The sequence below is a fragment of the uncultured Paraglaciecola sp. genome, from assembly GCF_913058035.1.
GTDB lineage: Bacteria > Pseudomonadota > Gammaproteobacteria > Enterobacterales > Alteromonadaceae > Paraglaciecola.
Genome location: NZ_CAJXPA010000014.1, coordinates 32047 through 45507, shown reverse-complemented (window position 1 = coordinate 45507; position 13461 = coordinate 32047). Strand labels below are relative to the sequence as shown.

At 42.4% G+C, this 13461-nt stretch carries 9 protein-coding genes and 1 pseudogene; 3 read left to right on the top strand and 7 right to left on the bottom strand.

Annotated features, from left to right (window positions below; genetic code table 11):
* Positions 1 to 449 precede the first annotated feature (449 nt).
* Positions 450 to 1475 (top strand): annotated as a pseudogene (locus QZ562_RS03620) (IS110 family transposase).
* Positions 1476 to 1902: 427 nt separating this feature from the next.
* On the opposite strand, the gene QZ562_RS03615 reads toward QZ562_RS03620, so the two are convergent.
* Both QZ562_RS03615 and QZ562_RS03610 read right to left on the bottom strand, forming a co-directional pair.
* Complete coding sequence (locus QZ562_RS03615; RefSeq protein WP_293757002.1) at positions 1903 to 3285, bottom strand: ATP-binding protein; 1383 nt, start codon at positions 3283 to 3285, stop codon at positions 1903 to 1905.
* Between the two features lie 515 nt (positions 3286 to 3800).
* Positions 3801 to 4259, bottom strand: coding sequence for a hypothetical protein (locus QZ562_RS03610; protein ID WP_293757000.1), 459 nt, complete (start codon positions 4257 to 4259; stop codon positions 3801 to 3803).
* Between the two features lie 1210 nt (positions 4260 to 5469).
* On the opposite strand from QZ562_RS03610, the gene QZ562_RS03605 reads away from it, so the two are divergent.
* A complete protein-coding gene (locus tag QZ562_RS03605; protein ID WP_293756998.1) occupies positions 5470 to 6648 on the top strand; it encodes an acetyl-CoA C-acyltransferase in 1179 nt (392 codons plus the stop codon).
* A gap of 138 nt (positions 6649 to 6786) precedes the next feature.
* A complete protein-coding gene (locus tag QZ562_RS03600; RefSeq protein ID WP_293756996.1) occupies positions 6787 to 7788 on the top strand; it encodes an HAD family hydrolase in 1002 nt (333 codons plus the stop codon).
* A gap of 364 nt (positions 7789 to 8152) precedes the next feature.
* On the opposite strand, the gene QZ562_RS03595 is transcribed toward QZ562_RS03600, so the two are convergent.
* The 5 genes from QZ562_RS03595 to QZ562_RS03575 form a co-directional block, all read right to left on the bottom strand.
* Complete coding sequence (locus QZ562_RS03595) at positions 8153 to 9958, bottom strand: acyl-CoA dehydrogenase (protein ID WP_293756994.1); 1806 nt, start codon at positions 9956 to 9958, stop codon at positions 8153 to 8155.
* A 113-nt stretch (positions 9959 to 10071) separates the two neighbouring features.
* The gene (locus QZ562_RS03590) at positions 10072 to 10908 is read right to left on the bottom strand and encodes an SDR family NAD(P)-dependent oxidoreductase (RefSeq protein ID WP_293756992.1); all 837 of its coding nucleotides are present in this window, start codon (positions 10906 to 10908) and stop codon (positions 10072 to 10074) included.
* Positions 10905 to 11840 carry an alpha/beta hydrolase gene (locus QZ562_RS03585; protein WP_293756990.1) on the bottom strand — a complete coding sequence of 312 codons (936 nt, stop codon included), beginning with the start codon at positions 11838 to 11840 and terminating at the stop codon, positions 10905 to 10907. Before QZ562_RS03585 ends, QZ562_RS03590 begins: the two co-directional genes overlap by 4 nt.
* The gene (locus tag QZ562_RS03580) at positions 11837 to 12268 is read right to left on the bottom strand and encodes a thioesterase family protein (RefSeq protein WP_293756988.1); all 432 of its coding nucleotides are present in this window, start codon (positions 12266 to 12268) and stop codon (positions 11837 to 11839) included. Before QZ562_RS03580 ends, QZ562_RS03585 begins: the two co-directional genes overlap by 4 nt.
* Positions 12265 to 13455, bottom strand: coding sequence for an iron-containing alcohol dehydrogenase (locus tag QZ562_RS03575; protein ID WP_293756986.1), 1191 nt, complete (start codon positions 13453 to 13455; stop codon positions 12265 to 12267). Before QZ562_RS03575 ends, QZ562_RS03580 begins: the two co-directional genes overlap by 4 nt.
* Positions 13456 to 13461: the final 6 nt, after the last annotated feature.

Sequence of the window (13461 nt, the reverse complement as noted above, 5' to 3'; positions counted from 1 at the left end):
AAGTAATGATGCGAGCGAATTTGGTATTAGGTATAACACCCAGTTTTAGTTTAGTCATAAAGTAATCTAAATAAGCGACCTTAAGTGGTCGCTTTTTTATTTGTTAGGAAAAGTAGTTAATTGTTTATGGGGATCGGTATTACTAATAGCCTGAGTTATCCATTCAAATAACGTTGTTTCGTCTGCACTACTTTTAATAACCTTATCAATCCTTTATCACCAAAGAACGCTATCTGGAAACGCTATCTGGACAGTCACATTAATTCAGCCCTTCTGACGAAGATAATGAAATAAACGTTTCTACCTCACTAATGCCGTGCTCAACTCATGTTGGTTTGACGAGTTGATTGGTTTGTTAATGTGGGTGATGAGATGGACGCTCCCTAATACGGCGTCAATGCGCCAAAATAGTATTTTCAACCAGACTATTTACATAGGGAACGTCCAAGATGAAGCTTCAAACAATTACTATCGATTTAGCAAAGAATGTATTTCAAGTATGCGGGGTGAATGAGCAGATAAAACCTCAGTTTAATAAGAAGTTAAAGCGCAATGAGTTACTCGACTTTATGCGCCAGCAGTCACCGACTGTGGTGGTCATGGAGGCTTGTTAATCATCTCATTACTGGGGGCGAGAAATAGCGAAATTAGGCCATGATACCAAGCTTATCCCTGCCCAACATGTCACGCCCTTTGTGCGAGGCAACAAGAATGACCACAATGATGCCTTTGCCATAGCAGAAGCCAGCCAACGAGCTCATATCCGCTTTGTTCCGGTGAAGTCTGAGCACCAACAGGAAATATCCTGCTTACATCGTATCCGTGAGCGACTTATCAAAAACAAAACAGCGATGAGTAATCAAGCTAGAGGGCTATTGAGTGAGTTTGGGGTAGTGTTTCCTTGTGGTCACAAAGCCCTGCTAAATGGGTTAACCAGTGTGATAGATAACCCTCAATACAGTCATCGACTACAAGATATGGTGATAGACATGTTGAGCGAATATGACATCACACTTAACCGTCTCAAAGGTATTGAAAAACAGTTAGGTGAATTTGTCGATGCAAGTGAAAGCGGAAAAATCCTACGCAGTATTCCTGGTATCGGTGTGATTAATGTTTCTGCGTTGTTAGCCGCCATCGACAAAGGCCAAGCATTTAATAACCCCAAGGAGTTTGCAGTGTAGTTAGGTCTGACGCCTAAACAACATGCATCGGGTAATATCAGTAAAATGGGCGGCATAACCAAGCGTGGAGACCGTTACTTACGTAAACAATTGATACACGGTGCGAGAGCCTTTGTCAGCCGAGCAGCAAAAAGCACAGACCCATTAGCTTTGTGGGCGTTGAAACTTCGTGCAACCAAACCGCTTAATAAAGTGGCAGTCGCCATGGCTCACCGTTTGGCTCGTTTAATCTGGATATTACTTTCTCGCCAAGAGCACTATCGCGTTACACCAGCCAACCTGAGCGCATAATATGAAACAGTTTACGTTATCCCAGTTTTGCTTAATTCCGTTGTGGACAAAGGCACCAAGCCTGTGTGGGTGTTATGGAAGGCAAGACTCGGGATAACACTTTTCACCCAACCCGCTTAGTCAGGATATGATGAAGAAAACGGTCTAGCCTACCTCATCAAAGCCAGAATAAGACAAGGATAATAATCCGAGTGGGTGTATTTTTAGGCGATAAGGTACGCGGTACCCGGCACGGACTTCATCAGAGGCCAGCGTTGATTAAACCAACGCTAATATAGAGCCTGAATATATGTCAGAACTAAGCCATTTTAAGACTGCCTTCAACACAACAGACAAGCGGTAATACAAGATTCAAAACGTCATTCATGCTGAAGATCAGCGCGAGGGATCTTAATTGACACGGACCTTCTCCTTCTAAAAATCGATATTAACTAAACATCGGTAATGTAATTGTGAACCGGGCACCATCATCGATGTTCTCAGCGATAATCGTTCCCTTCATATCACGAACAATGCCGTAACTGACAGACAGCCCCAAACCCGTTCCTTTGCCCATTTCCTTGGTCGTGTAGAACGGCTCGAAGATGCGGTGCAGAACATCGCTGGGAATACCCCCGCCATTATCCTGGACTGTAATATGGACAACTTTATCGCCTTCAAATACTCGCAATGTGATTTTCGCCCGATCTTCGCTTTCATCTATGGCATCTCGGGCATTAGTGAGGAGGTTCAAAATGACTTGCTCCATTTGAATGGCGTGGCCCAAAACATACGCACAGTCTTCCGCCAGCACCGTCCTAACCTCAATTCCAGCCAATCTCAATTGCTCACTCACAAGATCAAGCGCATTAACCACCACAACTCGAGGATCAATAGATCCAGGAAGTTCTGTCGCCTGCCGCCCGAACATCCGCATGTGATCGATAATTGTCGCCGCTCGTGCGGTCTGTTCCTCAATACGCAGCAGCTTATAGTTGAGGTATTCAGCGTCAGCAGTACCTTCAGACACTTTTCGGCGGCTATTCCCAGCGGCCATACGAATAACGTTCAGCGGCTGGTTCAATTCATGGGCGACTGACGTCGCCATTTCTCCTAATATTGCCAGTTTGGAAGATTGGATAAGATTGGCAGCAGCTTCTTTGCGCTCACTAATATTACGGATGAATCCGACGAACGCAGCTTTTTTTTCCGTCCCTATTACAACTTCGTATTTTTCAACAGCCACCTCGACCGGAAATTCATGTCCATCATGATGCAAAGCCTCTATTTCAAAACGCTGGCCAATCAGCGGCCCTTTACCTGTTTTAAGAAACATCTTTAAACCTTGACCATGCGCTTCACGATAACGATGCGGGATAATCAGATCCGCTAGAGCGATACCAAGAACCTGCCGCCTTTGGTAGCCAAAAATTCCTTCAGCGGCTGCATTAAAATCCATCACTGCGCCCTGCGCATTAATAATAATAATAGCGTCAAAAGCGGAATCCATCAGTGCCCTAAATCGAGCACCACTGTCCCGCTGACTTTTAGCTTCCGCGTCGAGGCGAGCATGCACAGTACCGAGATAATAGAAGGTAAAACCCAATACAAGCGGGGCCGTATCAACAATATAAATGATTGGATTATCTAAATGTATCAGAATAATGTTAGCAATTGTTGGCATCAAGCCTGAGCTAAACAGCTCAATAGCCCACGCCACTGCTAAAAAAACACAGCCGAAGATTGAACCTACCAAGGCATACTTTGCCTGGTACTTTATTTGAGCAATCGTAACCAGCCATAGTTTCAGGGGTGAGATCTTTGTCATCATAATTTTATTCCCTTGCCTCCAGCACAGAGGCAACTGTGTCTATCAGGCCATCAATATCCAACGATTTTTCAAAAAAAGATATGATGCTGTATCTACGTCGCTCCCTTCAACTTTAGAACTGACGGTTTTAACATTACAATAAACTTTATCTTTTGTCCCTCCTTAGTTTTAACCGCCTTGATTAAGTCGGAACCGGTTTTTTTCGGCGTATTTAAATCGAAGACGTTAAAGATGACGGCCGCCACAGTGCTGACCAATTCAACTCTAGCTTTGACGTCGCTAGCGCCAATGCACACGCAACCATTATCGGTTAACGTTTCTAATAAAAATTAACAAGACATCAGAATAAAATTAATAAGACACCCATGATAACGAATAGCCAAAAAAATAGTTTTTGTGATTTATTGCGATGGGTGTCTTTATAATTTAACAAAAATAGTTGGTTATAATGTGAAGCGAAGCAGAGCCTAACCAACTGCTTTTGTTCCGTTTGAAGTGCTTGTTAGCTTTGGTTATTAAAACAAGCCACAAGGTGACGTCGCTACATTTAACCAGCCGCCAGATTTCGCCTTTTCTACCTTTACTTCCTTCTTTGGGGTGCTTGTAACAACAACACAATCTCCGTTAAACAATACGAATGAGCGCGAAAATTCACGACCTGGACCACTTCGAAAGTTAACATCTCCGGCCACCCTAAGCTTATCGCCAACTGTGATCTCATCGTAATAACCAGTTTTAGTAACTTTCAATAAATAGAAATTTCCATCACTCGTTATTTTTCTATTTACGCCTACTTCGTAGTAAACATAGCCACTTACACCATAAACCGAGGCCACCATCGCTTCGAATGGTTTCCACAAAAATGAAGGCATCAATACGGCACAAATAGCTAGAATAGCAGCAAAAACACCAACTATTTTGGGTAAAATTTCTAGTTTATCTAGAATTTCCAAAGCAACTTTTTTAAATTCCATAGTTGTATCACCTAGTTAAGTTCAACGCCCCAGTAAGAGGCTAAAAATTGTTGACTAATAGTGCGGCACGAACGGCAGCTAACTTTTTTTAGTCCTGCTTTATTGCCTTATGTGTGCATCACACAGACAAGAAATGATTGTTATTCAGATACATCCACAGATTTTGAGATTAAAACAAATGGAATGGCTAGTGGACCAAAAATAGCTCCCATAATGCCCCAAAATCGTGCTTTAGCACCTCGATATTTTGCAATGTAATAGCAAATGAAAATGCTAAGTGCATGCAGAACTAATAATATAACCATCTGTTTTCTCTCTAAATAATAATACTGTGTATATTGTAAATTAATCAACCAACTTCAGGTACACATAACAATATTAATAACACGGGCTTTTGCCGTATAAATTTGACCTTATTCTATACGCAGTAACTAAGTTATTACAACATATAGATATTTCCAGATCTTAAATTTACCCTTCTGCTGAGATACGACAATTACCCGTGATCTTACATATATAAGGGTTTCTATAGAAGACTCTATCCGCTTATCAAGACACCCACTGTAACAAAACGATAAAGCATAATTAAATCAATACAATACGAAAAGTAGTACTGCGGAGAAGCAGTGGCGAAGCCATTAAAACTCTCAGTCGGCAAAGCCGATGCTTTTTGATCTACCCTCGACTCAAGGCTCACCGATTAACAGGTGAATTTTAAGGCAATCGCCATGGAAGGCGATTGAGTTTGTTGAGGGCGGCTTCCGCTTGCCGGGAGCAAGTGCAAACGACCTGCAAAATTTGCCTGATAATCGGATGAAGAGCATTGCCTGCTAACGGCATTTTTTGCTTACTTTTGCTGCTGTAGGCAAAAAGTAAGTTGGACAAAGGCGGCAGCCGCGCTGGATTCGTTTGAAACACTGCATGGATGCAGGTGAACGCAGTGAATGCTTGAAAACCGCAGCGCATAAAACGGCATGTCCACAAAACTAAAAACGAGCCTAAACTCGTTTCTTTAATCTAGTAAATCATTCAACTCTCAACGATAACAACACATCTGAGGTCTCAGATGACGTAGATTTCCTTTTCCATCCATAATTGTCACCTAGGTGATAAACAACACGCTTAAATTTCAATACTCTATGACCATTACAATCAATCACTTGGCGTCACTTCAAGTCAATAATAAACCGGTTATCAATAGGAATTTAACATGAGAGAAGCACTAATTATTTCAACCGCACGCACCCCCATTGGTAAAGCGTATCGCGGTGCCTTTAACATGACAACTGCCCCTACATTAGGCGGACATGCCATAAAACATGCTGTAGAGCGTGCCGGCATCGACGGCGCTGAAGTTGAAGATGTCATCATAGGTTGTGCGATGCAACAAGGCACAACAGGACTCAATATTGGCCGTTTGGCGGCATTGGCAGGTGGGCTACCGACGTCGGTGAGTGGCATGTCCATAGACCGACAATGTTCGTCAGGCTTGATGTCGATTGCTACCGCAGCCAAGCAAATTGTCCATGATGGAATGGATGTCACAATTGGTGCTGGACTAGAGTCAATTTCTCTCGTGCAAAACAAACATGTAAATACTCACATGGCGGTGGATAACGCGCTCGCGAATGTCCACAAGGACATTTATATGCCAATGTTACAAACGGCTGAAATCGTATCAGAGCGTTATGGTATTAGCCGTGAACGCCAAGATGAATATGGTTTATTAAGCCAACAAAGAACAGCCCAAGCTTATGCTGCAGGTTTTTATGACGCTGAACTGGCACCCATGTCCACCACCAAAGCAGTGATGAACAAAGAAACCAAAGAAGTCTCTTATGAACACGTCACTATTTCTGCAGATGAAGGGTTAAGAGCGACCACAATAGAAAGCTTGCAAGGCTTACGCACCGTTATCGATGGTGGCGTAATCACAGCGGGCAATGCTAGCCAACTATCTGACGGCGCATCGGCTTGCGTTTTAATGGAAGCTAAACTTGCACAGCAACGAGGATTAGAGCCGTTAGGGCGGTACGTAGGAATGACAGTAGCGGGGTGTCAACCTGACGAAATGGGTATTGGCCCAGTATTCGCGATCCCTAAATTACTCAAGCAACACGGTCTTAAGATTGACGATATCGGTTTATTTGAATTAAACGAAGCGTTTGCGACTCAGGTACTTTATTGCGCAGATAAATTGGAGATCCCCATGGACAGATTGAATGTGAACGGTGGGGCTATTTCTATCGGCCATCCTTACGGAATGAGTGGGGCACGCATGACTGGCCATGCACTGATTGAAGGTAAACGCCGTGGGGCCAAATATGTGGTGATTACCATGTGTGTTGGCGGTGGTATGGGTGCAGCTGGGTTATTTGAAGTGCTCTAGGTGCTCAAGGTACTTTAGGTAAACTAGGCAACCTAAATAATGTGAAATGATGGTCGGCATATCACTGTTATTTTAGACGTGATTAACTGACCATGCTTTTTTGTCTTTGATACAGATGTTAAATAAGAGATACAAATCATGACTCATACATTACTTTCAAACGCATTTTTGTTGGCTATCACTTTACAGAGCTTCGGGGCCATTGCATCTCAAGAGCCGCTACCTTCTTGGCATAATACGCAAAGTAAGCAGACCATCATGGCTTTTGTAAAGGAGGTGACAAATCCAAACTCAACTAATTTTGTTAAAAAAAGTGAGCGCATCGCCACATTTGATAACGACGGCACTTTATGGGCAGAACAACCCATCTATACCCAGTTACTTTTTGCTATTGAACGTATTGTTGCATTAGCGCCAAGTCACCCTGAATGGCAAAACAAAGAGCCCTTTGCTTCATTGCTCAAAGGCGATATTCCCGGAGCCCTAACCCAAAGTAAAACAGCGGTAAATGATATTGTTATGGCGGCTAATACCGGTATGGATAATGAGACCTATCATGCGCTGGTGTCGCAATGGATTAAAACAGCTAAACACCCCGTTACCCAGCGACCATTTACTAACATGGTGTACCAACCTATGTTGGAACTGATCCGCTTGTTGCAGCAAAACGGGTTTAAAACCTATATCGTTTCAGGTGGTGGTATTGCGTTTATTCGAGCTTGGTCTGAATCGGTTTATGGCATTCCCTCAGAACAGATTATAGGCAGTACCGTAAAAAGAACTTACGCATTACACAATAATAAAATGGTGATTGTTCGCCATCCTGAGATGGATTTTTATAACAACAACAGTCACAAAGTGATCGCCATCAATACCCACATTGGACGCCGTCCAATCGCTGCATTTGGTAACTCAGATGGCGACATGCACATGTTAGAATACGTATCGAAAGGAAAAGGGGCTCGCCTTAGTATGTTGATCCACCATACTGACAAAAAACGGGAATGGGCTTATGACCGACAATCTGAAATTGGAAAGCTCGATAAAGGGCTAGATAAAGCAGCCGAAAATAAGTGGACAATTGTTGATATGCGCAAAGACTGGAAGGTAATTTATCCCGAGCCAATCAAACCGAATTAATCATCTCGAACGATGCCATGTGCCTTAGACGCTTGCACTGTCTTAGCGTAAAACTAAAATCTGAAACTATTTCAAAACTATTTCAAAACTATTTTTAAACTGTTTAAAAACCATAAAGGGCACCTTAAAAAAGCCGACTTAAATACATTAAGTGTGACAAACCTGAGTAAGATTGAGTTCATGAGTTTTGGGGTCATCGCTTCAAAAGATAAAAAGGCTTATCGGAAGATAAGCCTTTTTATTGGTCATGCAGAAAGGTGAACTCTCATCCCGCGCTTTCTACACTTCCCACACTACACTTTCCACATTTCCCACATTTCCCACATTTCCGTACTTTCATTCTCCAGTATTGTTTAGATGAATATCATAGCCAATCTGGGTGTGTGTCAAAGCTCGCACTGTCTATATTTTTGACTAAGTTACCCCAATGATACGTTAGGGGTAATTCGCTGTTAAAGAAATACTTCATGGCTTGAATTTTACCGTTATAGAACTTTTCATCGTCGCCATGAGTGGCTCTGGCAAGTTTTTCGGTGGCTATTTCAGCTTGCCTTAACCATAACCAAGCAATGGTGACGTGGCCGAACATATTCAGATAACTGACTGAATTAGAAAAAACCAAATCGAGATTTTGTGTCTTGGAAGCGCCCATCACACTGGTTGTCACTTCCTTAATGTTATCTACCGCATTTTGTAATTCGACTGCATAAGTCTGTAAACTCTCAATCGATTTTGTACTTTTAGCAGTGAGCTGTATTTCGTTTAAAAACGCTTGATAACCTTTAAAGTCATTCATCGGTACTTTTCGGCAAAGTAAGTCTAATGACTGTATTCCAGTCGTACCCTCATGGATGGGATTAAGGCGATTGTCACGATAGAACATCTCGACTGGGTGTTCGTTAACATAACCATGCCCACCTAATACTTGAATGGCCAAATCATTGGATTTTGGTCCCCATTCTGACGGCCAACTTTTAATAATAGGTGTTAAGAAATCAAGTATCGTTGATGCGTGTTTTCGCTCACTCTCTGTGGGTGCTGTTTTTTCATCATCAACAAGTTGATGTCCATATAAACACAATGCGTATGCACCTTCAGAATACGCCTTTTGGGTCAGCAGCATTCGCCTAACATCGGGATGTTCAATAATGTTGACTGGAGGTGCTAACGGATCTTTTGAAGACAGTAAACGCCCTTGAGGACGGCCTTTGGCGTAGTCCAGAGAATATTGAAAACCAGTTAACGCAGTTAAAGCTGCACCAGTGCCTACCAAAATTCGGGCTTCGTTCATCATATGGAACATGTACATCAAGCCTTTATTTTCCTCGCCTACTAGATAAGCTTCAGCACCATCTTGTTCACCAAAACTTAACGCGGTTGACGTCTGCCCTCGCCCGCCCATTTTATGAAACAAACCGGACAAAGCGACTTCGTTTTGCTCGCCAACCTTGCCATCATCATTGACCAAAAACTTTGGCACAATAAACAACGAAATTCCTTTTACGCCTTTAGGTGCGCCTTTCACTCTGGCCAGCACTAAATGAACAATATTTTCAGATAAATCATGATCTCCTCCCGATATCCAAATTTTATTGCCTTTGACTCGATACGTGCCGTTATCTTCTTTAGTGGCAGACGTTGTGAGGTCACCCAGACCAGAACCCGCTCCAGGCTCCGTCATTGCCATAGTGCCGAAAAAACGCCCTTCTCGCTGTGGTATAACCCATTTTTCAATTTGCTGGGGGGTGCCATAAGTTTCGATCAAATTTGAATTGGCATGTGTCAGTGAAAGATAACCAATACTGGTACTTGCTGCAGCGGCTAAGTAAGCAGAAGCGCCACTCGCTGCGACTTGTGGCAGTTGCATTCCACCCATTTCGTAATCAGTTGTTGGAGCGGTGAGTCCCGCTTCAATAACCGCATCGAGACCTTCTTTAATCTCAGGAATAATATGCACTTTTTTGCCATCGAATGTCGGCTGATGACTGTCTACCTTTAAACGAATAGGTACATAGTATTTTTCGGCTATGGCCTGTGCAATATCGATTGCGGCATCAAAAGATTCACGATCATGATCTTGATAACGTTCACGGGTGGTTAAAGATTCGATATCAAACATCTCATATAAAAAGAATTCAATGTCTCTGCGACTTACAATAGGTGCTGGCATTTATAGATCCTCTAACAGTTGGAACGGTAAAATTTAAATAGTTAAAATAAATAATTGAAATAAATCGTTAAAATAAAAAGTTGAAATAAAAAGGTTTAAGCGCGTCTGTGCCTTTAATTTTTCATGAGTTCTTTGCGTTTTTCAAGCACACCTTTTTCAAAACCTAGAATGTCTTCGTAAGTGTCTGGAAACTCCCTGACAACACCGTCAAGTAATATTGCGTCTTCACCGACTAATATGCGCCGTTGTTTTTTATCCATTCCGGCTAAAATGATTTCGGCTGCTTGATCAGCGGTTGTTTTTGCTTGTTTGTTAAAGTCTGTAATTAACTGGCTTTTAAGAATGCTGTTAGTGGATACCTTAGCATTGTTAGTGATGTTAGTTTTAATGCCCCCAGGGTGAACGCAATGCACCGCAAGGTTGCTACCTGCCATCTCCATTTTTAACGCTTCGGTGAATCCTCTAACCGCATATTTGGATGCGTTATAGGCGCTTTGCAATGGCAGAGAAAGCAAACCAAATATACTGGAAATATTAACAATATGCGCACTAGGCGAGGCTTTTAAATAAGGTAAAAACGCATTTGTGCCATGCACCACGCCCCAAAAGTTAATGTTCATTATCCAATGAAAATCTTCAAGTGTTTGGTTTTCCACAGAATCAATTAAGCTAACACCAGCATTGTTAAACAACATATCAACGCGATTAAACTTGTCGTGAGTGCGTTGCGCAAATGCGATAAAAGCAGGATTGTCTGATACATCAAGGTGAGTAATAAAACATTCAACACCCATAGCCTGTATTTGCTGCTGCAACGTTTCTAAACCATCAGTATCTTTGTCAGCCAAAGCCAAGTGGTAACCTTTTTCAGCCAATTGTATGGCTAAGGCTTTACCAATTCCTGAAGCGGCCCCAGTAATAACTGCTACCGGTTGATTAAATTCTTTCATGCTCTTTCACCATTATTCTTATTTATATGGGTCACGATGTCATCGACTATGTTGGGAATTAATTGAACAGGAAAATCATGCCCCATTCCTGGGTAAATTTTTAGTTTTGCGTTGGGTATGGCATCTGCTGTGGCTTTACCACCTGCTACATTGACTAGTCCATCGCAGTCACCGTGAATAACTAAACTTGGGACATTTAGCTTAGATAATTCACCTTCTCTATTACCAGCGGCCATTATTGCCAGCATTTGCCGGATTGTGCCTTTCGTTGTGATCCCTCGCTGCAACATGCTTTCGACGTATTGCCGCAAATCAGTTTCGGAAGATGGGTAATCTGGACTGCCAATCACTTGCCATTTTCTGATGTGGTAATGTATCTGATCTTTATACTCTTTGGAGGCCGGTTTTTGTAACAGCGTTTGGCGAATATTTTTGTCTATCCCAGGCAGCTGTTTATATCCGGTTGTAGACATAATAGAAGTTAAGGTTTTTATCTTTTGTGGATAATGGACTGCCATCAATTGCGCTATCATTCCGCCCATTGACGCCCCCACCACATGGACTTCAGATAATTTAAGTGCATCCAATAATGCAATGATATCTCGCATCATATCTTCAAGTTGATATGGCGTTTTTATTGAGAGTCCTAGTTTTAACTTCGTTATGACCCAGCCCATATTGGGTATAGGTAAATGGTCAAGCTGCTGGGAGCGCCCCACATCACGATTATCTACAAGTAAAATTTGAAAGTTAGCAGCCACTAATTCATCAACCATTTCACTGGGCCAGCCAGTTAATGGTGTGCTTAATCCATGAATGAGCAACAGTGTGGGGTGTGATGGATTGCCATGCAGTTGATACGCAATATCAACACTGTTTACTTTAATGACATGTTCAAACATTAAATGGTTATCCATTATTTCTTGGCTCATACCTTTACCATCGCTGATACCATAGCTTCGCGCATTTTACCTTGAATGGCCGTTGGCTTTTGTGTCTCACGATCAACAAATACGTGGGTCAAACAACCCACTGCTGAAGCCGTGTCTTGGTCTTGCTTAAAAATACCTATTGAGTAATTTACGGAGCTTTTTCCAAGACGATCAACTCTGAAAGCGCCAATCAGTTGTTCAGGGTAAGCGACAGGACTCATATAATGACAACTAGATTTCACAATAAAACCAATTTGGGCGCTCGTCATTGGGTTGAAACCCGCCTGTTCGATTAAAAACTGATTCACAACCGTGTCAAAATATGAGTAATAATGGGTGTTATTCACGTGACCGAACATGTCGTTATCCATCCACCTGGTCGTGATCGGAAAGAAAAAAAGAAAATCGGTTTTAGACTCAGTACTCATTTAATCCACTCCCCTAATTTGCTTGACGATAGATGTGCTTGACGATAGATGTGTTTGACGTCTTCTAAGGTCACAGGTTTTGGATTATTAACCAGCAAGCGTGTTTGCAACATTGCATCTTTTGCTAAAGTATTAATATCACTTTCGCCAACCCCCATTGCAGCTAAACTCACTGGCAATTTAAGCTGTTTTATCAAACTCGCGATAAAATCAATCAGGGCCTGGGCAATCTGTTTATTAGTGCCATCAAGGTTGATTGTCTCACTGATACTTGGCGCAAGTTCAGCATATAAGTCAGCACAGTGACTTAAGTTGAAATTCATCACCTGAATTAACACTAACGCGTTACTCAATCCATGAGGAATATGAAAGTGCCCTCCCAATGGATAAGCCAAAGCATGAACAGCCGCGACAGGCGCATTGGCGAAGGCTTGACCGGCTAAACACGACCCTAGCAACATCGCTTGACGCGCCTCAACGTTGTTACCATTAAACGTTGCTTCAACGATATTATTTGATAACAACGTCAGCGCTTGTTTAGCCAACAAATCTGAATAAGGGTTTTTCTTAATGGCACTGGTATAGGCCTCAATAGCATGCACCATGGCATCAATTCCCGTCGCAGCGGTAACGTGAGAAGGCAACCCCAAGGTTAAACTGGCATCTAACAAGGCGACATCGGGTAAAAGCTCCGCTGAGACAACACCTGCTTTGGTGGTATCGCCTGTGGTTACGATAGCAATAGGCGTCACTTCAGAGCCAGTACCAGCCGTTGTGGGGATCAAAATTAGCGGTAGCCGTTTGCCCTTAATGGCATCGACACCATAAATATCAGTCAGTTGTTCATCCGAATTAGCCAACAGCGCTACTAATTTTGCTGTATCCAATGAGCTGCCACCGCCAAATCCAATGACCCCATCGACTTCATGATCCTTTGCATAAGCTACGGCAGACAACACGATATTTTCAGATGGGTCAGCCACCACTTGATCAAAACAAACATACTCCTTGCCTGCTTTTTTAAACGCAATATCTAGTGGCTGTATTAAACCTATATCTACAATACCTTTATCAGTAACTACCAAAGGCTTCGAAATTTCGAGAGTCTCACAAATATCGGCAATACGTTTAATCGCACCAGTTTCGCAGATAATCGATTTGGTGGTTGAAAAGACAAATGGTTTCATGGGTAC